Annotated in this window: 15 protein-coding genes; 10 read left to right on the forward strand and 5 right to left on the reverse strand. The window is 68.5% G+C overall.

What is annotated here, in order from left to right:
- Positions 1 to 101: 101 nt before the first annotated feature.
- The gene (locus tag EAX62_RS05790) at positions 102 to 908 is read right to left on the reverse strand and encodes a hypothetical protein (protein WP_121900638.1); all 807 of its coding nucleotides are present in this window, start codon (positions 906 to 908) and stop codon (positions 102 to 104) included.
- Positions 909 to 1,039: 131 nt separating this feature from the next.
- On the opposite strand from EAX62_RS05790, the gene EAX62_RS05795 reads away from it, so the two are divergent.
- Positions 1,040 to 2,584 (forward strand): NCS2 family permease, encoded by a 1,545-nt coding sequence (locus EAX62_RS05795; protein ID WP_407703300.1) that lies wholly within the window; start codon positions 1,040 to 1,042, stop codon positions 2,582 to 2,584.
- Between the two features lie 169 nt (positions 2,585 to 2,753).
- On the forward strand, positions 2,754 to 6,155 hold the full coding sequence (locus EAX62_RS05800; RefSeq protein WP_121900640.1) for a pyruvate carboxylase: 3,402 nt from the start codon (positions 2,754 to 2,756) through the stop codon (positions 6,153 to 6,155).
- Positions 6,156 to 6,168: 13 nt separating this feature from the next.
- On the opposite strand, the gene EAX62_RS05805 is transcribed toward EAX62_RS05800, so the two are convergent.
- Entirely contained in the window at positions 6,169 to 6,831 is a 663-nt protein-coding gene (locus EAX62_RS05805) for a hypothetical protein (protein WP_147454027.1), read from the reverse strand.
- Positions 6,832 to 6,975: 144 nt separating this feature from the next.
- On the opposite strand from EAX62_RS05805, the gene EAX62_RS05810 reads away from it, so the two are divergent.
- Positions 6,976 to 7,944: a hypothetical protein gene (locus EAX62_RS05810; protein ID WP_147454028.1), complete on the forward strand. Its 969-nt coding sequence runs from the start codon at positions 6,976 to 6,978 to the stop codon at positions 7,942 to 7,944.
- A gap of 12 nt (positions 7,945 to 7,956) precedes the next feature.
- On the opposite strand, the gene serC is transcribed toward EAX62_RS05810, so the two are convergent.
- Positions 7,957 to 9,060 carry a phosphoserine transaminase gene (gene serC, locus EAX62_RS05815; RefSeq protein WP_233557819.1) on the reverse strand — a complete coding sequence of 368 codons (1,104 nt, stop codon included), beginning with the start codon at positions 9,058 to 9,060 and terminating at the stop codon, positions 7,957 to 7,959.
- 35 nt (positions 9,061 to 9,095) lie between these two features.
- On the opposite strand from serC, the gene nagA reads away from it, so the two are divergent.
- The 4 genes from nagA (at position 9,096) to trxA (ending at position 12,229) form a co-directional block, all read left to right on the forward strand.
- Positions 9,096 to 10,232 (forward strand): N-acetylglucosamine-6-phosphate deacetylase, encoded by a 1,137-nt coding sequence (nagA, locus tag EAX62_RS05820; protein ID WP_121900644.1) that lies wholly within the window; start codon positions 9,096 to 9,098, stop codon positions 10,230 to 10,232.
- 133 nt (positions 10,233 to 10,365) lie between these two features.
- The gene (locus tag EAX62_RS05825) at positions 10,366 to 11,061 is read left to right on the forward strand and encodes a metal-dependent transcriptional regulator (RefSeq protein ID WP_121900645.1); all 696 of its coding nucleotides are present in this window, start codon (positions 10,366 to 10,368) and stop codon (positions 11,059 to 11,061) included.
- Entirely contained in the window at positions 11,058 to 11,798 is a 741-nt protein-coding gene (locus EAX62_RS05830; RefSeq protein WP_158600559.1) for a class I SAM-dependent methyltransferase, read from the forward strand. The genes EAX62_RS05825 and EAX62_RS05830 overlap by 4 nt, the downstream gene beginning before the upstream one ends.
- Before the next feature lie 74 nt (positions 11,799 to 11,872).
- Entirely contained in the window at positions 11,873 to 12,229 is a 357-nt protein-coding gene (gene trxA / locus EAX62_RS05835) for a thioredoxin (protein WP_121901042.1), read from the forward strand.
- On the opposite strand, the gene EAX62_RS05840 is transcribed toward trxA, so the two are convergent.
- Together EAX62_RS05840 and modA are read right to left on the reverse strand one after the other, a co-directional pair.
- Positions 12,207 to 14,159, reverse strand: a complete 1,953-nt coding sequence (locus EAX62_RS05840; protein WP_158600562.1) for an ABC transporter permease — start codon at positions 14,157 to 14,159, stop codon at positions 12,207 to 12,209. The genes trxA and EAX62_RS05840 overlap by 23 nt on opposite strands.
- Positions 14,152 to 14,907 (reverse strand): molybdate ABC transporter substrate-binding protein, encoded by a 756-nt coding sequence (modA, locus tag EAX62_RS05845; RefSeq protein WP_121900647.1) that lies wholly within the window; start codon positions 14,905 to 14,907, stop codon positions 14,152 to 14,154. Before modA ends, EAX62_RS05840 begins: the two co-directional genes overlap by 8 nt.
- A 119-nt stretch (positions 14,908 to 15,026) precedes the next feature.
- Between modA and EAX62_RS05850 the strand changes: the two genes are divergently transcribed.
- The 3 genes from EAX62_RS05850 to EAX62_RS05860 are packed head-to-tail and all read left to right on the forward strand — an operon-like array spanning position 15,027 to position 21,228.
- The gene (locus EAX62_RS05850; protein WP_233557854.1) at positions 15,027 to 16,643 is read left to right on the forward strand and encodes an NAD(P)-binding protein; all 1,617 of its coding nucleotides are present in this window, start codon (positions 15,027 to 15,029) and stop codon (positions 16,641 to 16,643) included.
- Positions 16,640 to 20,215 (forward strand): pyruvate:ferredoxin (flavodoxin) oxidoreductase, encoded by a 3,576-nt coding sequence (nifJ, locus tag EAX62_RS05855; RefSeq protein ID WP_121900649.1) that lies wholly within the window; start codon positions 16,640 to 16,642, stop codon positions 20,213 to 20,215. The genes EAX62_RS05850 and nifJ overlap by 4 nt, the downstream gene beginning before the upstream one ends.
- Positions 20,212 to 21,228, forward strand: coding sequence for a dihydroorotate dehydrogenase-like protein (locus EAX62_RS05860; RefSeq protein WP_121900650.1), 1,017 nt, complete (start codon positions 20,212 to 20,214; stop codon positions 21,226 to 21,228). The genes nifJ and EAX62_RS05860 overlap by 4 nt, the downstream gene beginning before the upstream one ends.
- Positions 21,229 to 21,260: the final 32 nt, after the last annotated feature.

The following is a 21,260-nucleotide window of genomic DNA, read 5'->3' on the forward strand; positions in this document are numbered from 1 at the left end:
GCCGGGGCGGCGCCCATGGCGCACACCCCGGCCTTTCCTTCACCCCCCCGGGAGAGCACCAGTCACTGCAGCGGTGACGTGGTGCTGGCCATGATCGTCGGTCAGGCTCCGGTGACGGCGGCTGAGCGACGACGGCTGATGGCGACTGCGGCGCCGCCGGCAAGAAGGACGCCTCCGGCAGCGAGAAGTCCGCTGTTGGGTGCGGTGGGCGCCTCTCCGCCGGTGGCGACGCCACCGGCGGGCATGATCATGCCGCAGGTGGCGGAGTCGGTGGCTTCGGCCGGGATGCCGTCGACACCGAGTGACTTGGCGAATGTGGATTCACCGAGGCCCTCCATGTCGTACTTGCCGTTGTCGTTGGCGTCCACGCCGTGCTGCACGACGTGCAGGTTGGCGAGGTTCTCCAGGGTGCCCTTGGGGAGCTCCGCGGCGGTCAGGGTGCGCTTGTAGCTGAGGTTGCCCTGCGCGTCGGCCATGGGCATGCGGTCCACGGCCAGGCCGCTGGCCTTGGTGGTGTCGCCGGTGGTGGTCAGCGAGATGTGGATGTCGCCGTAGTCCGGGAAACCCTCTTCGATGCTGATGAAGCCGTTGCCGTCCTTGTCGGCGGAGGGTGCCGGGCAGTGCTTCATTGCACCGGAGGTGTCGCCGTGGATGTGCTGGGCGTGCGGGGAGTTGGGGACCATGTCCTTGGCCCTGATCTCGACGACGAGGCCGCCGGAGTCGGTGGGGGTCAGGGTGGCATCGCCGGTGGCGTTGGTGCCCTTCATCGAGTCGAGGCGGAACGTCACTGCGCTGTCGTGGTCCTCCCCGTTGTGTGCACTGGCAAAGGTGGTGGACATGGCCAGCGGTGCTGCCACGGCCATGCTGATGGCTGCCGAGGCGGCGAGTGACTTCCAGGTGCGGTTCATGATGAGTTCCTTTCGTCGGGGTCTCACCCACCATTCGGAGCCGCCTCGCCACTGGATTGGTCCGTCACAAAAATTGTTTGCCAGATGACCCGACAGGGCCGTCCACGCTCGACGCGGATATCATGTCGGCCGTGGTCACCAAATCCCCGCGGGCTAACAGACGGCCCGAGACAACCGCCCCCCTCCAGCAATCGACATCACTGGACCGCTTCTTCGACATCACCCGTCGGGGCTCCAGCATCGGCCATGAAGTGCGTGGCGGCCTCGTCACCTTCTTCGCGATGGCCTACATCATCGCCCTGAACCCGCTGATCATCGGCACCGCCACCGACAAGGGCGGACTCCTGATCTCCGGGGCGCCCAAGTTCCTTGACGCGGCCATGACCGAGGTGGACACGGTCGCCGTCGGCGCCTCCATCGGCATGGTCGCGGCCGGCACGGCCCTCATCGCCGGCATCATGACCATTCTCATGGGCGTCATCGGCAGGTTCCCCATCGGCCTGGCCACGGGACTGGGCCTCAACGCCCTCGTGGCCTACGTCATCGCCCCCCAGATGACGTGGCCCCAGGCCATGGGTCTGGTGGTGTGGGAGGGCATCATCATCGCCATCCTCGTGATGACCGGGTTCCGTACCGCCGTGTTCAAGGCCGTCCCACGGACCCTGCGCACCGCCATCAGCGTCGGCATCGGCCTCTTCATCGCGTTCGTGGGTCTCATCAACGCCGGCGTCATCCGCAAGCCTGCGGGTGCACCGCCCGTGGAGTTGGGGATCAACGGCTCGCTCGCCGGCTGGCCCGTCCTCGTGTTCGTGGTGGGGCTCATGCTGCTCGTCGCGCTCTACGTCCGCAAGGTCAAGGGGGCCATGCTGATCTCCATCGTGGTGGCCACTGTGCTGGCCGTCATCCTCGAGGCAGTCGCAGGGATCGGCGCCAACGTCGGGGCAGACAACCCCACGGGGTGGGCACTGAACGTGCCGCAGCTCGGCAGCTTCGGCTGGCCGGACCTCAGCCTGTTCGGGCGGATCGACATGCTGGGTGCCTTCTTCCCCGACGGCACCTTCTCCCTGGCGCACTTCATCACGCTGGCCGTGCTGGTGTTCTCCCTGTTGCTGGCGGACTTCTTCGACACCATGGGCACCGTCGTGGCCGTGGGCAGCGAGGCGAACCTCCTCGACGAGCACGGCATGCCGCCGCGCACCACAGCCATCCTCATGGTGGACTCGCTCGCCGCCGTGGCCGGCGGTGTCGGCTCGGTGTCCTCCAACACCTGCTACGTGGAGTCAACGGCTGGCGTCGGCGAGGGCGCACGGACCGGACTGGCCTCCGTGGTCACCGGTGCGGCGTTCCTGCTGGCCATCTTCCTGTCACCCGTGATCAACATGGTGCCGTCCGAGGCGGCCTCGCCCGTCCTGGTGTTCGTCGGGTTCCTGATGATCTCCCAGGTGGTCGACATCGACTGGACCGACGCATCACTCGGCATTCCGGCGTTCCTGACCCTGACGCTGATGCCGTTCAGCTACTCCATCACCACGGGCATCGGCGTGGGCTTCCTGGCGTTCGTGTTCATCCGCGCCGTGGCGGGGAAGGCCCGCGACGTGCATCCCCTCATGTGGCTGGTGGCGGCCATGTTCGTCATCTACTTCGTCCAGGGTCCCCTCATAGGCCTGATCTCCTGATCACCTGATCCCCGTCCGCCCAGCGGCCCGGTCCCACCCCTCGCGTGGCGGCCGGGCCGCTGTCATTTGTCCACATGCTGGGCACAGGCGCATCAGCTCCCCGCGTGTGGGCGCCCCCGTCCGCGGGCACGCACATGGGAATGTGGCGTCGTTTCGCTACGCTGAGCCCATGTTCTCCAAGGTCCTTGTAGCCAATCGTGGCGAAATTGCTGTCCGCGCGTTCCGTGCCGCATACGAACTGGGGTGCAAGACCGTCGCCGTGTTCCCCTACGAGGACCGGAATGCGGACCACCGCATCAAGGCGAGCGAGTCCTACCTCATCGGTGAAAGGGGGCACCCCGTCCGGGCGTACCTCGACATCGACGAAATCATTCGGGTGGCCAAGGAATCAGGCTCCGACGCCGTGTACCCGGGCTACGGCTTCCTGTCGGAGAACCCGGACCTGGCCGCTGCCTGCGCCGTCAACGGCATCACCTTCATCGGCCCATCCGCCGAGGTGCTGGAGATGGCCGGCAACAAGGTGCGGGCGCTGGAGCATGCGCGCAGGGCAGGGGTCCCCACGCTCGCGTCGACGCCGCCGTCCACCGACGTGGACGAGTTGATCGCCGGCGCGGAGAAGGTCGGCTTCCCCGTGTTCATCAAGGCCGTGGCAGGCGGAGGCGGCCGCGGCATGCGCCGTGTCGAGACGCCGTCGAAGTTCGTCGAGGAGTTGGGCGCCGCCATGCGCGAGGCCGAGGGTGCCTTCGGCGACGCCACCGTCTTCGTGGAGCAGGCCGTCGCCGCCCCCCGACACATCGAGGTGCAGATCCTCGCCGACTCGCAGGGCAACACCGTCCACCTGTTCGAGCGCGACTGCTCCATCCAGCGACGCCACCAGAAGGTCGTGGAAATCGCCCCGGCACCCAACATCACCGAGGAACTGCGCGAGGCGCTCACCAGCGACGCCGTGAAGTTCGCGCGCGCCATCAACTACACGTGCGCCGGGACCGTCGAGTTCCTCGTGGAGACCACGGGGGAGCGCGCCGGTCGGCACGTGTTCATCGAGATGAACCCCCGCATCCAGGTGGAGCACACCGTCACCGAGGAGATCACCGACGTCGACCTCGTGCAGGCGCAGATGCGCATCGCCTCAGGGGAGTCGCTGGAGGACATCGGCATCCGTCAGGACGAGCTCGCCATCCGCGGCGCCGCTCTCCAGTGCCGCATCACCACAGAGGATCCCCTCAACTCCTTCCGCCCGGACACCGGAACCATCCAGGCCTACCGCTCCGCCTCCGGAGCCGGCATCCGCCTCGACGGCGGCACCACCGGCACAGGCGTCGACATCAGCCCCCACTTCGACTCCTTGCTGGTGAAGCTGACGGCCCGCGGCAGGGACCTGCCCATGGCGATCGCCCGCGCCAAGCGCGCCCTGGCCGAGTTCCGGGTTCGCGGCGTGTCCACCAACATCCCCTTCCTGCGCTCCGTGCTCGAGGACCCCGACTTCGAGGCCGGCCGGATCACCACGTCGTTCATCGACGAGCGGCCCTACCTGCTCTCGGCCCGTACCCCGGCCGACCGCGGGACCAAGTTGCTGCGCTACGTCGCCGAGACCACCGTCAACAAGCCCCACGGCGATGCGCCCACCCAGCTTGAGCCCAGCGTCAAGCTGCCCCCCATCTCGTTGGCATCGGAGGCGCCGCAGGGCTCCCGCCAGCGCCTGCTGTCGCTCGGGGCCGAAGGATTCGCCCGCGACCTTCGCAACCAGAAGGCGGTGGGCATCACCGACACCACGTACCGGGACGCGCACCAGTCGCTGCTGGCCACGCGGGTCCGCACCCGTGACCTGGTGGCGGTGGCGCCCTACCAGGCACGCATGCTGCCGAACATGTTCTCCGTGGAGTGCTGGGGCGGGGCCACCTACGACGTGGCACTGCGTTTCCTCGCGGAGGACCCGTGGGAGCGTCTGGCCAAGCTGCGCGAGGCCATGCCCAACCAGAACCTGCAGATGCTGCTGCGCGGCCGCAACACCGTCGGCTACACGCCGTACCCCACCCAGGTGACAGACGCCTTCGTGGCGGAGGCGGCCGAGGTGGGCGTGGACATCTTCCGGATCTTCGACGCGCTGAACGACGTCGAGCAGATGCGCCCGGCCATCGAGGCCGTCCGCTCCACCCCGTCGGTGGCGGAGGTAGCGCTCTGCTACACCTCCAACCTCCTGGATCCGCGCGAAACCATCTACACCCTCGACTACTACCTGCGCCTCGCCGAGCAGATCGTCGACGCCGGCGCTCACATCATCGCCATCAAGGACATGGCCGGCCTGCTACGGCCCCATGCGGCCGCCAAGCTGGTCACTGCACTGCGGAAGCGCTTCGACCTGCCCGTGCACCTGCACACCCACGACACCACCGGTGGACAGATGGCGACGCTCATGGCGGCCATCGATGCGGGTGTGGACGCCGTCGACGTCGCGAGTTCCGCACTGTCCTCCACCACGTCGCAGCCGCCGATGTCGGCGCTGCTGATGGCGCTGGAGGACGGGGAACGCGCGCCGGACATCGACTCGCAGGCCGTGCTCGACCTGGAGCCGTACTGGGAAGCTGTTCGCAAGCTGTACCGGCCGTTCGAGTCCGGTCTGCCCGCCCCCACCGGGCGTGTCTACGACCACGAGATCCCGGGCGGCCAGCTGTCCAACCTCCGTCAGCAGGCCATCGCGCTGGGGCTTGGGGAGAAGTTCGAGGCCATCGAGGCCATGTACAGCGCCGCCGACAAGATCCTGGGGCGTCCCGTCAAGGTCACTCCGTCGTCGAAGGTGGTGGGCGACCTCGCCCTGCACCTGGTGGCCGTGGGTGCCGACCCCGAGGAGTTCGCCGAGGACCCGCAGAAGTTCGACATTCCCGACTCCGTCATCGGGTTCCTCAACGGGGAACTGGGCATGCCTGCCGGGGGATGGCCGGAGCCGTTCCGCACCAAGGCCATGGTGGGCCGTCGCACACCCGTTCGGGTCACCGACGTGGCCAGGGATGACCTCGCGCTGCTCGCGCAGACGGGGCGCATCCGGCAGGAGACGCTCAACCGTCTGCTGTTCCCGGCGCCCAACCGCGAGTTCGAGCAGATGCGCGAGGACTTCGGGGACCTGTCCGCACTCTCCACCATCTCCTTCCTCTACGGCATGGAGCCCGGCAGGGAGTACGGCATCAGGCTGGAGAAGGGCGTGGACCTCATCTACGGCCTCGAGGCCATCAGCGAGCCCGACAAGCGCGCCAAGCGGACCGTGATGTGTCTTCTGAACGGCCAGATCCGGCCCGTGCGGGTCCGTGACTTCTCGCTGGCCTCCGAGGTTGCTGCCACGGAGAAGGCTGACCCGGCCAACCCGGGCCACGTGGCGGCCCCGTTTGCCGGTGCGGTCACCGTCACCGTCGACGTGGGGGACGCCGTCGTCGTCGGAGACGGGGTGGCCACGATCGAGGCCATGAAGATGGAGGCCTCCATCAACGCGACAGTGGCTGGGGCAGTGACGCGCATCGCGGCTCCCGGGACCACGCAGCTCGATGGTGGGGACCTGGTGCTGGTCATCGTGCCCCGCTGACGCGGGGGCAGGGTCAGCCGGGGATCTGGACCACCACGAGGTCCAGCATGGCGGCCGGACGCGCCGCGATGCCGCCCAACAACCCCATCAGGGGCTCGATGGCGTGCATGGTGGTCGCGAAACCGGGGCCCGCGTCGTCGTGCACCTGCCGAAGCTCGGTGTAGGTCTCCACCACATGCTGGTGCTTGCTGTAGCCCACCACCTGGTGTGGCAGCGGACGAAGCGGCGTCCCCAGTTCGCGCGAGGCAAGACGGCGCACCGAGAAGTCGCTGGGCAGTCCCGCCAGGGCAAGGTCGAACTCGAGGGCCTCCAGCCCGTCCAGTGTGATGTCCAACGACTGGGCCGAAAGATCACCCAGCCACGCCAGCAGGACCTGCCAGCACTGCACCAGTCGTTCGACGGGGATGTGGCCGCCGGCAAGGAGAGCGTCGACGTCGCTGCGCAGAGGATTCTGCGGATCCACCTCACTCTGGGGGTGCCGTGAGAACACGGGACCGAGCTTTGACAGCAGGGATCTCGGGTGGGGCGGCGCCGCGAAATGTCTGGCCGCTGAGTCCCTCAACCGGGCAGCCAGAGGTGCGTCGGCGCCGAAGATGTCGCGCACGTCGTTGATGCCGATGGCAAACAGCCGCAGCTCCTGCATGCCATCACCGTAGCGGCCGCGTACCATCGGCACCGTGAATCCTCGAACGCGCCGCCTGATTGTGACCACAGTGCTGGCACTGGTGGTGGGTGTTGTCATCGTCGGCGCTCTCATGGGCCTCGGCGGGTGACGCCGGGTCGGCCTGTGGGGCGGAATCGCAGTAAGCTGCCACACACCATGAACTCCTTCCGCCGCCCAGCCGCTGCCATGTGCGCGCTCGGGCTCGGCGGGCTTGTGGCTGCCGGCCCGGCCTTCGCCGACGACATCAACCTGGGGGACTCCGCCCCCACCGCCATCACGGGCCTTGCCTGGGATGAGGGGGCCGGGGAGGTGATTCTCACCGACGACAAGGGCAGCATCACCGCCTGGTCGACCTCCGGTGATGACGAGCGGGACGTGACGTTCTCGGGCAGCGTCGAGTCCGTGCAGGCCCTGTCGATGTTCGACGGAATGCTCTACATCGGCGACATCGGCGACGAGGCCGCTGCCCGTGACTTCGTGACCGTTTTCCGCGTGGGCCCTCAGGAGGGGACCACCAACTACCGCGCCTGGGACTTCTCCTACCCGGAGGGGCCCCAGGACGCCAAGGCGCTGGCCGTTTCCGGCAAGGGCCGGGTCTACGTCGTCACAGGCGGGGACGACCCCGGGATCTACCGCGCCGGCCTGAATCCGTCGCGCACAGACGTCAACGAGTTGGTGCGCTCCGCCGACGCGCCCCAGGGCGTCACCGATGCAGTGTTCCTCGACGACGGGTCCACCCTCATGCTGCGCACCGCCACCGGTGTGGACCTTGTCGATGCCTTCACCTGGGAGGTGACTGCCTCCACGACGTACGTCGACGCCCCCGCAGACGAGTCGATCACGACGTTCGGGGAACGCCGCATGCTGGTGGGGGGTGCCTCTCCGCTGCGTGACGAGCCGCTGCCCGACGGCAGGACCACTGCCACCCCCGTGCCCACCACGTCGCCGTCGCCGTCGCAGAGCGCCGACGCCACCGACTCGCCCGAGACCACGGCCACGGCCACGGCGGAGCCGGGTAGCTCACAGACGCCAACGGTGTCCCGCCGCGGCACGATCCTCGCGCTGGTGGCGGCAGGCGTGGTCGCCGTCCTGGCGGGTGTCGCGGTGTTCGTCGTCCGTCGCTGACCCGGCGGCGGATCAGGGCGCGAGACGCTCCACCACGTGGTCGATGCAGGCCACCAGTTTCTCCACGTCCGACGGGTCGACCGCGGCGTAGCAGCCGATGCGCAGCTGGTTGCGGTTCAACGCCCGGTACGGATCGACGTCGACGATGCCGTTCTCACGCAGGATTGCCGATACCTGCTTGGCGTCGACGGTGTCGTCCAGGTCGATGGTGGCAACCACGGGGGAGCGGTGCTCCGGATTGGCCACGAACGGTGTGGCCCAGTCGCGCTGCTCGGCCCAGTCGTAGACGATGGAGGTGGAGCTGGCGCAACGGGCCGCCACGGCCGGCATGCCCCCGAGCGACTGCATCCAGCGGACCTGGTCCGCCATCATGAGCAGCGTCGCGATGGCAGGGGTGTTGACACTCTGGTGCTGACGCGAGTTCTTGATGGCGGAGCTGAGGTCCAGGAAGTCCGGAATCCAGCGGCCGCCCGCCGCGATGCTCTCGGCGCGCTCGACCGCGGCGGGGGACAGGAACGCGAACCACATGCCGCCGTCGGAGGAGAAGTTCTTCTGTGGGGCGAAGTAGTAGGCGTCCGTGCTGGCGATGTCGGCGTCGATCCCGCCTGCCGCCGACGTGGCGTCCACGAGCACGAGGCCGTCGCCGATGCGGCGAACCGGTGCCGAGGCGCCCGTGGAGGTCTCGTTCTGCGCCCAGCAGTAAGTGTCGGCGTCGCAGTCCTTCGGCAACGCCACCGACCCGGGCGGAGCCTCGAAAACCCGTGGGTCGCCCAGGAACGGCGCCTTCGCGCTCGCTGTGGAGAACTTCCGGCTGAACTCGCCGAAGACGCCGTGGGCGGAGCGCTCGGCGATGAGGGAGAAGACCGCGACGTCCCAGAAGGCTGTGGCACCACCGTTGCCGAGGGTCACCTCGTAGCCCTCAGGAAGTCGGTAGAGGTCCGAGAGAGCCTCCTGCAGTTCCTGCACGAGCCCGCGCACGGGGGCCTGCCGGTGGGATGTGCCCATCACGTCGGCGCGGGCCAGGAGGTACTCGAGGGCCTCCCGGCGCACCTTTGCGGGTCCGGACCCGAAGCGGCCATCGGCGGGACGGAGGTTCTGCGGTATGTCGATCTGCACGGTCAGCAGTCTTTCACGAGTGGTTGGATGAGGTCATGCAGAGTTCGCAGATCAGAGTCGGCCGCGCAGTCACCCCGGACGGTGTCCTGCAGGACGCAGTCATCAGCATCGAGGACGGCCGTATCGTCTCGGTCGAGGCGGGCGCCCCCGCCGGGGGTGATCGGGCGGGGCTGTGGGCGGTGCCGGGCTTCGTGGACACGCACACCCACGGCGCTGTGGGCGTGTCCTTCGGCGACCCCGACGTGGCCGCCAACCAGCGGGCCATCGACTACCACCGCACCCAGGGCTCCACCACCATGTTCGCGAGCACCGTCACCGAGCCGATCGACAAGCTGGAGAGGCAGCTCGCCGTCCTGCGCACCCTCGTGGAGGCCGACGAGTTGGCGGGTATCCACCTGGAGGGCCCATTCCTGGCCGAGGAGAAGAAGGGCGCCCACGATCCGGCGCTGCTGCGGGACCCGGACGTGGAGTCCGTGGAGAGGCTCATCGCCGCCGGCGGTCCCGCACTGAAGATGATCACCATGGCTGTGGAGCGCACGGGCAGCGAGGCCGCGGCCCGACGTTTCACCGAGGCCGGCGTCAAGGTCGCCTTCGGCCACTCGAATGCGGACGAGGCCGTCACGCGCGAGTCGCTGGACTGGGGCGTGTGCATCGTCACCCACCTGTTCAGCGCCATGAACCCCATCCATCACCGCAAGCCCGGCCCGGTACCCGTACTGCTCACTGATGATCGCTGCATGGTGGAGCTGATCTGCGACGGTGTCCACCACGCCCCCGTGGTGGCGCGCATGTCCATCGACGCCGCCGGCATCGACCGCGTTGGCATGGTCACCGACGCCATGAGCGCCACAGGCAAGGGGGACGGGAGCTACGTCCTCGGGGAACTGGAGGTCGACGTCATCGACGGCACCGCACGGCTCGTCACCACCGACGGCTCACAGGGCGCCATCGCCGGGTCCACGCTCACGATGGCCAAGGCGTTCCGCTTCCTGGTGGCCGAGGTGGGTTGCACCATCGAGGAGGCGGCCGTCATGACGTCCACCACCCCGGCGCGATGGCACGACCTCCTGGACGTGGGCCAGATCGCGGTGGGCCGCTGGGCCGACCTGTGCCTCGTCGACGACGACGGCGTGCTGCACGAGGTGATCCGCCGGGGGAGCACGATCCTCTGAGCGATTGTCCACGACGGAGGCGTCAACCTCGGGAAGCCTCACCGGAAGGGACACCTTGTCCCCACCCGGCACGGGTTTGACGTCATCGGGGTCATCCACCGCCTAGTATGGCCTCGTCAGGAGGCGAGGGCGCATGAGTGATCTGATCGATACCACGGAGATGTATCTGCGGACCGTGTACGAACTTATCGAGGAGGGGGTGCCGCCGCTGCGGGCACGCATCGCGGAACGGCTCCACCAGTCCGGTCCCACCGTCTCCCAGACCGTGGCACGGATGGAGCGTGACGGGCTGCTCGTGGTGGAGCCGGATCGCACCATCAGCCTCACGCAGAAGGGCGGCGGCCTGGCCATGGGGGTCATGCGCAAGCACCGGTTGGCCGAATGTCTGCTCACCGAGGTCATCGGCCTCGAGTGGGACAAGGTCCACGACGAGGCCTGCAGGTGGGAGCACGTGATCTCCACCGACGTCGAGCGCCGACTCGTCGAGATCCTCCACTCCCCGACGCGATCCCCGTACGGCAACCCCATTCCCGGGCTGCGGGAGCTCGGCATCGACGTCGACGACACCCCCTTCACCGATGGTGTGGTGTCGCTGGCCAGCCTCGTGAAATCCGGAGAGAGCATCACGGCGACGCTGGTGCGCATGAGCGAGAACGTGCAGGCCAACTCCGAGCTGATCGAGGTCATGGCCAACCTCGAGCTCAAACCCGGCGCCCGGTTCCAGGCGCGGCTCGTGCCGCACGGCCTGGATGTGCGCACCGATTCAGGCACCTGCCTCATCGACGACGCCGTGGCCGAACTGCTGTTCGTGGAGGACGAATCCCAGTGAGTGTGGCCGATGTCGACTGGTTCGGGCCCGGCCGTCCGCAGGCCGTGGACAAGGTTCTTCAGCGCACCTTCGGGGGTGACCACACACCGTATGAATGGCTGGCGCGCGCCGTCGCGGGCTCGGCGAAGCTGGTCCTCGACCTGTCGTGCGGCGCCAGCGGGCTCGGGGGGCGCCTCGGCGCCCCCGGGCGCACTGTCATCACCGTGGACGAAACCCTGGGCTGTCTCGAACCCGCCGACGACAGCCGCCCCCTCGTGCAGGCGGACCCCTCCCACCTCCCGTTTGCCGACAACGCCTTCGACGCCGTCGTGACCAGCCTCGGGCTCGGCCTCACGGAGGACCGCATGCAGTTCCTGGCCGAGGTGTCCCGCGTGTTGCGTCCGGGCGGCGTCTTCGCGGGCCTGACACCGTCGCTGCGCCCCATGAACATGGAGGATCTCCGCGTCGCCAGCCAGTTGGGCGCCTACCTGAGGGCCAGCCCCCACCTTGCCGGGACCGTGGAGTTCCGGGCCAAGACCATGCTCGCCGCCGTCGGTCTCACCAAGATGGAGGATGCCCGCGGCCGCCACCACTTCGAGGTGCGCAACCGCGCCGACGCAGAAATCCTCGTGGGTGGTCTGCGCCAGGCCGGTGACAGGGCGAGAGCCAGCAGCGCCATCGACTTCCTCACCTCACGGGCCGAGAACGCGCCCGTGCGGGTGCCCCTGCCCATGCGCCGCATCGTCGCCATCAAGTGAGGCGCGGGAATAGAAGGGCGTCCTGCGTGGTTGTGCATAGTCGAACCACGACCCAACTGTGAAGGATGCGCAACGTGTCGACCACTGAACTGAACAAGGACAACTTCGCCAGCACCGTCGAGGACAACGAGGTTGTCCTCATCGACTTCTGGGCCGAATGGTGTGGCCCCTGCAAGCGGTTCTCCCCGATCTATGAGGAGGCTGCCACCCGCAACCAGGACGTCACCTTCGCGAAGGTGGACACCGAGGCGAACCAGGATCTCGCTGGTGCGCTGGAGATCCAGTCGATCCCCACCATCATGGCCTTTCGCCGCGGCAACCTCGTGTTCCGCCAGTCCGGCCTCCTGAACGGCAAGCAGCTCGACGACCTGATCAAGCAGATCAAGGAACTGGACATCGACGCGCTGCTCAAGGAGCAGGCGTCGTCCTGAGCCGTCCCGATGAGGGGTGGATGGCGACTTCCTGGGCCTTCACGACGGCCCAGGCCTGGCGTCCTGGACGCAGCCCCATTTCCGCAACCGCCGCCGCCGTGAGGTCGGCGCTGAGACGGGTGCCGTTCTCCACCACAAGGGTGACCCGGATGGCGCCGCCCTGATCGGTCAGGGTTGCCACCTCTGCGGGCCACACGTTGCGGGGGCTGCCGTGCGGCGGCTCCAGGTACACGGCAACACTGCTCGGCGGGAACACTGCAAAGGCCGTCGCACCCATGGGTGCGGCGGCCTTTTGTCGTCCGTGCACGGCGACGCCGCCGTCGAGGTGGAGTACCCCGTCGGCCTCCAGCACGCCGTGGGCCACATTGACGCCGGCCAGTTCGGCGGCGAAGGAGCTCGCGGGAGCGGACAGCACCTCGGTGACGGTCCCGCTCTCGACGATCCGGCCGCCCTCCAGCACCACGATCCGGTCCGCCAGGGCCAGGACATCCAGCAGGTCGTGTGTCACCAGCACGGTGGGGCAGCCCGTCTGCCGCACGGCCTGTGCCAGTGCCGTGCGGGCTGACGGTGCGCTGGCGACGTCCAGCGCGGCGAACGGTTCGTCCAGGAGCAGTGCCCGTGGGTTGCACGCCAACGCGCGCGCCAGCGCCACGCGTGACGCCTGACCACCGGACAGGGATGTGGCGTGTTCCCCTGCCCACTGCAGGGCACCGGCGTCGTCGAGGGCGCGCCGGGCGATGGCGGCGGGATGCTTCTCGCCGCTGCTGCGTGGGCCGAACTCGGCGTTGCCCTGCACGTCCAGGTGGGGAAACAGCAGAGGGCGCTGGCCCAGCAGGACGACGCGTCTCTGGTGGGGCGGCACGTGGGTACCAGTGGTGGTGTCGGTCAGGACATCATCGCCGACGGTCAACCGGCCCTCGTCCGGGTTCAGCAAGCCGGCCAGGAGGCCCATGAGTGTGCTCTTCCCCGCGCCGTTGGCGCCGACGACGGCGACCGTCTGCCCGGGCTCCACCACCAGTTCCGTCTCGTGCCCCCGGTCCCGGAGGGTCCCCCGCCAGGTGAGCGTGCCGGCGTGCACGCGGGGCCGGGGCGCAGTATCAACCCCGGGTGCCTGACGTCGGCGCGTGGAGTGCCTCCGCGCCCGGCCGGAACGGGGGCTGTTGTGGACGAGCGCCACCACGGCCAGGGCAACCACGATGAGGAGGAGGGACAGGGCCAGCGCCTGGTCGGGGTCCACCTCCCGTTGCAGATAGATTTCCAGCGGGAGCGTGCGCGTCGTGCCCTGCAGCGAACCGGCGAAGGTGAGGGTGGCCCCGAACTCGCCGAGCGCGCGCGCGAAGGCCAGGACGGTGCCGGAAATGAGGCCGGGCGCCACCAGTGGCAACGTCACCCACAGCAGGGTCCGCGTGGGGGAGGCGCCGTGCGTGGTGGCCACCTTCTCGTACTCGGTCCCCACGCTGCGCAGGGCACCCTCCAGCCCAACCACGAGGAACGGCAGCGACACGAAGACCTGGGCCATCACGACGGCGACCGTGGTGAAGGCGATGCGAATGCCCCCGGCCTCGAGGTAGTGGCCCACCAGTCCGGTGCGTCCGAAAGCCGCCAGGAGTGCCAGCCCGCCGACGACCGGGGGCAGCACCAGAGGCAGCAGCACCAGGGCACGAAGCCAGCGGATGCCCGTGTGGTGGGCGCGCGCCAGGACCAGTGCCAGCGGTATCCCCAGCACGAGGCACACGAGCGTGCTTGCCACCGCCGTGCGCAGGCTCAGGAGCAGCGCCGTGACGGCGTTCTCCGACGTCAGGAGCGCCGGGAGCCCCGGCCAGTCGACGCGGGCCGCCATGGAAACGATGGGCACCAGGACCAGGAGGGCGCCGAGCGCGGCCGGGATGATCGCCCAGCCGGGTACCCTCCCCGCTGGCGAATCACTCAACCGGCGAACCGAACCCCGTGGCGCGCAGCTTCGCCTGCGACGGCTCGGACATGATGAAGTCGACGAACTCCTGTGCCAGTGTGTCATCGCTCCTGACGGCGGCGACGGGGTAGAAGTTCACCACGGAGTCGGCCTCGGGGATGTCGATGACCTTGACGTCGTCACCTGCACGGATGGCGTCGGTGACGTAGACGAGACCGGCGTCGGCCTGACCGGAGGTGACCTTCCCGAGCACGTCTGTGACCGAGTTCTCCTCGCTCACGGGCTTCAGCGTGATGCCGGCCTCCTCCGCCATCTCCTCGGTGGCTGCGCCACACGGAACCTGCGGGGCGCAGATGACCAGCGAGGAGTCGGCGGCATCTGCCAGGGACGTGATGCCCGCCGGGTTGTCGGCCGGCGTGACGAGTGTGAGGGTGTTGGAGGCAAACAGGACGTCGACGCCCTTGACAACGTCTTGTTCCTTCGCGCGCTCCATCTGCTTCTCGTTGGCGGAGGCGAACACATTGGCGGGGGCGCCGGACTCCAGTTGGGAGACGAGGTCGGAGGAGCCGGCGAAGGAGAATTTCACCTCGACGCCTTCGTGGTCAGCCTCGAAGTCCTTGGCGATGTCCACGAAGACCTCACTCAGGGAGGCGGCCGCGAAGACTGTCAGCACCTGCTGCTCGGGTTCCCCGCTGCAGGCGGACAGTGACGTGGCGGCAAGGAGGGCCCCGCAGGCGAGGGCGATCGGCTTCAGTGTGCGGCGCATGGGTGTGACAGTAGCAGCGGAAAATGCTCGCTCCACGACCCCGGCGGGATGTGGGCGATCCCCAACTCCTACGATGGGTAGGAGTCAATGGGAGGATCGCCGTGAGCGAACACAGGGACATGACACTGCTGCCGGATCTGGCGCGCACCGAGGGCAGGGTGGCCCCCGTCAGATCCCGCAAGCCCATCTACCTCGACATGCTGCCGCCCTGCAATGCGGGGTGTCCGGCGGGGGAGAACATCCAGGAGTGGTTGCGCCTCATCAAGGCGGGTCAGCACGAGAATGCCTGGCGACAGTTGACGGCCGACAACCCCTTCCCGGCGATCCACGGACGCGTCTGCTACCACCCGTGCGAAGCGGTCTGCAACCGCGGGGACCTCGACTCCAGCGTGTCCATCCGCTCCGTGGAGCGCTACCTCGGCGACATGGCCATCGAGCAGGGCTGGACGTTCAACCCGCCGCGGCGTGACTCCGGCCGCAGGGTGCTGGTGGTGGGCTCCGGCCCCTCCGGTCTGTCCGCGGCCTACCACCTGCGTCGCCTCGGCCACACCGTGGAGATCCATGACGCCTCGGAGGCCCCCGGCGGCATGATGCGCTACGGCATCCCGGAGTACCGGCTGCCCCGCGGCGTGCTGGACGCCGAACTGGCCAGGCTCCAGGACATCGGCGTGGTCTTCCGGCAGAACTCGCCCGTGAAGGACCTGGAGACCACCCAGCGTGACGGCGGCTTTGACGCCGTGTTCGTGGCGGTCGGGGCACACCTGTCCAAGCGCGTGAACATCCCCAGCATGGACGCCTCGAAGATGGTGGACGCCGTGAGCTTCCTGCGGGACGTCGCCTCCGGCGGGCGGCCCAAGATCGGTCGCCGCGTCGCCATCTACGGTGGCGGGAACACCGCCATGGATGCGGCACGGGTGGCACGCCGCCTCGGGGCCGAGGAGTCCGTCATCGTCTACCGGCGCACCGCCGAGCAGATGCCCGCGCATGCCGACGAGCGGGAGGGCGCCGAGCAGGAGGGCGTGAAGATGAACTGGCTGCGGACCATCACGTCCATGGACAGCGCCCGGATCACCGTGGAGATCATGGAACTCGACGCCGACGGGCGCGCCGTGGGGACCGGGGAGTTCGAGGAGCTCGAGGCCGACACCGTCATCCTGGCAGTCGGGCAGGAGGCCGACACCGGCTTCCTCCACTCCATCCCCGGCATGCGCTTCGACGACGACGTGGTGCAGGTGGACTCCGCCACCCTCATGACGGATGTGCCCGGCATCTTCGCCGGTGGCGACGCCGTCCCCTCTGACCGCACCGTCACCGTCGGCGTGGGCCACGGCAAGAAGGCGGCCCGCTGCATCGACAAGTGGCTCAACCGCGATTCCACCCCACGACCCCCGAAGAAGCCGGTGGTCACCCTTGACCAGATGGACCTCTGGTACTTCGGCGAGCACGACAGGCGGGAAAGTGTGCTGGCCACGGGCAAGGAGCGCGTGCGGGGATTCGACGAGATCGACTCCGGACTCACCGGCCAGGAGGCGGAGTACGAGGCGCGTCGCTGCCTCTCCTGCGGCAACTGCTTCGAGTGCGACGGATGCTTCGGGTCCTGCCCCGAGGACGCCATCATCAAGCTCGGTCCCGGCCACCGCTACGCGTTCGACTATGAGAAGTGCACGGGCTGCGCCACGTGCTACGAGCAGTGCCCCGTGCACGCCATCACGATGATTCCGGAGGATGGACGATGAGTGAGCGTTTGATCATCGATGGCAACGAAGCCGCGGCGGATGTCGCGTTCCGGCTGAGCGAGCTGTGCTCGATCTACCCCATCACCCCCAGTTCCACCATGGCCGAACTCGCCGACGAGTGGTCTGCCCATGGGCGTCCCAACGTGTGGGGGCAGGTGCCCACCGTCATCCAGTTGCAGTCGGAGGGCGGGGCCGCAGGCACCATGCACGGGGCCCTCCAGGGCGGTGCGCTGTCCACGACGTTCACGGCGTCGCAGGGCCTGCTGCTCATGATTCCCAACATGTACAAGATCGCCGGCGAGCTCACCTCCACCGTTTTCCACGTCGCGGCGCGTTCTCTTGCCACGCAGGGGCTGTCCATCTTCGGCGACCATCAGGACGTCATGGCCGTTCGCCAGACAGGGTTTTGTCTGCTGAACTCCGCCTCGGTGCAGGAGGCCCACGACATGGCCGCCGTCGCCCATCTGGCGACCCTGCGCACCCGGTTGCCGTTCGTGCACTTCTTCGACGGCTTCCGCACCTCCCACGAGCTGAACACCATGCACCGTCTCAGCGACGACCAGCTGCGCGAGCTCGTACCCCGTGAGCTGGTGCTGGAGCACCGCGCCCGGGCGTTGAGCCCCGCCAACCCGTTCATCCGCGGCACCGCGCAGAACCCGGACACCTACTTCCAGTCCAGGGAGACCGTGAACTCGTTCTACGACCGCGTCCCCGCGCTGCTGCAGGACGTCTTCGACGAGTTCGCCGCCATCTCCGGCCGCACCTACTCCGCTGTGGAGTACCACGGCGATCCCCTGGCCGAGCGCGTGCTGGTGGTGATGGGCTCCGGCATCGAGACCATCGTGCCCGTGGTGGAGCACCTCAACGCCACGGCCGATGCCCGCACCGGGGTGCTGTTCATACGCCTGTACCGTCCATTCCCCGTCGAGAGCCTGTTGGCCGCACTTCCGGCGTCGGCGAATCGCATCGCCGTCCTGGACCGCACCAAGGAGCCCGGGTCCGGCGGTGAGCCGCTGTTCCTGGACGTCACGTCGGCGTTGGGGGAGGCCTACGCCTCCGGCCGTCGCGCCACCATGCCGCACGTGAGCGGCGGGCGCTACGGGCTTTCCAGCAAGGAGTTCACCCCGGCGATGGTCAAGGCCATCGTCGATGAGCTGGCCCGGCCCGTGCCCAAGCCCAGGTTCACCGTCGGCATCAACGACGACGTCACGCACCTGTCCCTGGACGTGGACGCCAGCTTCGACCTCAACGACCCCGAGACGCTCCGGGCAGTGTTCTACGGCCTGGGCTCGGACGGCACCGTCGGCGCCAACAAGAACACCATCAAGATCCTTGGCTCCGGCGAGGACATGTTCGCGCAGGGCTACTTCGTCTACGACTCCAAGAAGTCGGGCTCCCGCACCGTCAGCCACCTGCGTTTCGGTCCCAACCCCATCCGGGCCCCGTACCTGGTGAACAAGGCGAACTTCATCGGCTGCCACCACTGGTCGATCCTGGAGCAGGTGGACATCCTGGAGCTGGCGCAGCCGGGCACCACGCTGCTGCTGAACTCGCCCCACGCACCCGAGGAGCTGTGGGGCCAGTTGCCCCGGCCGGTGCAGGACCGGATCATCGAACTCGGCATCGACCTCTACTGCATCGACGCCAGCGCCGTCGCGCGCGCCGCTGGGCTGGGGAGCCGCACCAACACCATCCTGCAGACCTGCTTCTTCGCCATCTCAGGGGTTTTGCCCCGCGATGTGGCCATCGAGAAGGTCAAGACCTCCATCACCAAGACCTACGCCCGCAAGTCGATGGAGATCGTCCGGAAGAACCACGAGGCGGTCGACGCGTCCCTGTCGCACCTCCACCGCGTCGAGGTCCCCGCGACGGCCACGTCCAGCAAACTCCTGGCGAACCCCGTACCCGCGAGTGCCCCGGAGTTCGTCCGCACCGTCACCGCCACCATGATGAGCGGGCACGGCGACGACCTGCCCGTCTCCGCGCTGCCGGTGGACGGCACCTACCCCTCCGGCACCACCCAGTACGAGAAGCGCAACGTCAGCGAGATCGTCGCGGTGTGGGACCCGGAGGCATGCATCCAGTGCGGCAACTGCTCGTTCGTGTGCCCGCACTCCGTGCTGCGCGCCAAGCACTACCCCACCGCGAGGCTCGAGGACGCACCCGAGGGATTCCTCAGTGCGCCCCTGAACTCGGCCGGACTGCCGGACAGCCGTTACACGCTGCAGGTCTACGTGGAGGACTGCACCGGCTGCGGCCTGTGCGTCGAGGCCTGCCCCGTCAAGCCCATCGGCCAGCCGTCCCGCCGTGCCATCAACCTCGAGCCCGTCGTCGAGCGTGAGAAGGAGAAGGCGGCCGTCACCTACTTCGAGGAGCTGCCCCAGAACAACCGGGCACGCCTCGACTTCGGCACGGTGCGCGGCACGCAGTACCTGCAGCCCCTCTTCGAGTTCTCCGGCGCCTGCGCGGGCTGCGGTGAGACCCCCTACCTGAAGCTGCTGTCGCAGCTGTTCGGGGACCGCACCACGGTGGCCAACGCCACGGGCTGCTCGTCGATCTACGGCGGCAACCTGCCCACCACCCCGTGGGCCAAGAATGCGGCGGGCCGCGGGCCCGCCTGGTCCAACTCGCTGTTCGAGGACAACGCCGAGTTCGGTCTGGGGCTGCGGCTGGCCGCGGACCTGCACGAGGACCTGGCGCGTGCCCGCCTGCAGGAACTCCGCACCGAGATCGGGGATGACGAACTCGTCGATGCCCTGCTCGCGGCACCGCAGCGTCATGAGAGCGACCTCCTTCTGCAGTCCGAGCGTGTGAAGTTGCTGCTCGAGAAGCTCGAGGGCGTACCGGGACACAGGGCCACTGATCTGCGCAGCGTGGCCGACCACCTGCTGCGACGCTCCGTGTGGATCGTCGGCGGCGACGGGTGGGCCTACGACATCGGTTCCTCCGGCGTCGACCACGTGCTGGCCAGCGGACGCAACGTCAACATTCTGGTGCTGGACACCGAGGTGTACTCCAACACCGGTGGCCAGTCGTCGAAGTCCACCCCTCTGGGCGCCGTCGCCAAGTTCGCCACGGCCGGCAAGCAGACGAACAAGAAGGACATGGCCATGCAGGCCATGGCGTACGGCTCCGTGTACGTGGCGCGCGTGGCCATGGGCGCCGACCCGCAGCAGACGCTCAAGGCGTTCCGCGAGGCCGAGGCGTTCGACGGACCCAGCCTGATCATCGCCTACAGCCACTGCATCGCGCACGGCTACGACATCCGCAAGGGTTTGGAGCAGCAGTACAAGGCCGTCCACTCGGGGCACTGGCCGCTGATGCGCTACAACCCCGTCATCCGGGAGGCCGGCGGCAACCCCTTCCTGCTCGACTCCCCGCGGCCACGCTTGACCCTGCGGGAGTACCAGGACAGGGAGCTGCGCTACAAGGTGTTGCGGGCCGCCAACCCCGAAGAAGCCGATCGTCTGGTGGGATTGGCGCAAGCGGCCGTCAACAGGCGGTGGGGCGAGTACGAGGAACTGGCCATGCGCGGTGCCGAGCACTTCGCAGCAGACACGAGGAGCCAATGATGGATCTCACGACCAACTACATGGGATTGCGCCTGCGCAACCCTCTGGTGGCCTCGGCCGGTCCGCTCTCGCAGACCGTCAACGGAGTGCGGGCACTTGCCGACGCCGGTGTGGGCGCCGTCGTCATGTACTCCCTGTTCGAGGAGCAGATGCGCCGCGAGGCAGAGAAGATGGCCGAGTTGGAGGAGGCGCACGAGGACTCGTTCCCGGAGGCGCTGTCCTACTTCCCCAACGTGCCGTACTCCTCGGACGGCACGGCCGTCACCTCGTACCTGAGGCTCGTGGAGTCGGCGGCCGACGCCATCGACGTCCCCCTCATCGCGTCGCTGAACGGCGCCACCCTGGGAGGGTGGGTCAAGAACGCCAGCCGTCTCGCCGACGCCGGCGCGTCCGCCATCGAGCTGAACATCTACCTCGTGCCCGGCGACGTCACGGTGACGGGCTCCGAGGTGGAGCACCGCCACATCGAGATACTGCAGGCCGTCCGGGAGTCCGTCTCGGTGCCCGTGGCCGTCAAGATGAGCCCCTACTTCTCCTCGGTGGGCAACATGTGCGTCGCACTCGACCACGCCGGGGCCGACGGACTCGTCCTGTTCAACCGGTTCCTGCAGCCCGACATCGACATCGACCGGCTGGAGGTCACCCCCGGTGTGACACTGTCCTCCCGCGACGACGCGCGCCTGCCCCGCACGTGGATCGCCGTCCTGCGCGGCAAGGTGAAGGCCAGCCTCGCGGCCAGCTCCGGGGTGGAGACGCCCTCCGACGTGGTGAAGTATCTTCTCGCCGGCGCCGACATCGTCATGACCACCTCCTCGCTGGTCCGCCACGGTGCCCCGCACGCCGGGAAGCTCCTGGAGGGGCTCGAGGCCTGGCTGACCCGCAAGGAACTCACCCTGGAGCGGGCCCGCGGCATGCTGGCCGTTCCACGGGATGCGGACCCCGCGGGGTACGCCCGCACCGGCTACGTGTCCGCCTTGGAGAAGGCCAAGAGCACCTACGGCGCCCTGCGCTGAGTGAGCAACAAGGGCCGCCCCGAAGGGCGGCC

This window comes from Tessaracoccus antarcticus (assembly GCF_003688855.1).
GTDB classification, from domain to species: Bacteria; Actinomycetota; Actinomycetes; order Propionibacteriales; family Propionibacteriaceae; genus Arachnia; species Arachnia antarctica.

Coding starts and splice junctions, on each gene's coding strand:
- nifJ (WP_121900649.1), top strand. CDS start 16,640: ATGAGTGAGCGTTTGATCATCGATGGCAACGAAGCCGCGGCGGATGTC.
- modA (WP_121900647.1), bottom strand. CDS start 14,907: ATGCGCCGCACACTGAAGCCGATCGCCCTCGCCTGCGGGGCCCTCCTT.
- nagA (WP_121900644.1), top strand. CDS start 9,096: ATGCAGAGTTCGCAGATCAGAGTCGGCCGCGCAGTCACCCCGGACGGT.
- EAX62_RS05825 (WP_121900645.1), top strand. CDS start 10,366: ATGAGTGATCTGATCGATACCACGGAGATGTATCTGCGGACCGTGTAC.
- EAX62_RS05850 (WP_233557854.1), top strand. CDS start 15,027: ATGACACTGCTGCCGGATCTGGCGCGCACCGAGGGCAGGGTGGCCCCC.
- EAX62_RS05790 (WP_121900638.1), bottom strand. CDS start 908: ATGAACCGCACCTGGAAGTCACTCGCCGCCTCGGCAGCCATCAGCATG.
- EAX62_RS05800 (WP_121900640.1), top strand. CDS start 2,754: ATGTTCTCCAAGGTCCTTGTAGCCAATCGTGGCGAAATTGCTGTCCGC.
- EAX62_RS05860 (WP_121900650.1), top strand. CDS start 20,212: ATGATGGATCTCACGACCAACTACATGGGATTGCGCCTGCGCAACCCT.
- EAX62_RS05810 (WP_147454028.1), top strand. CDS start 6,976: ATGAACTCCTTCCGCCGCCCAGCCGCTGCCATGTGCGCGCTCGGGCTC.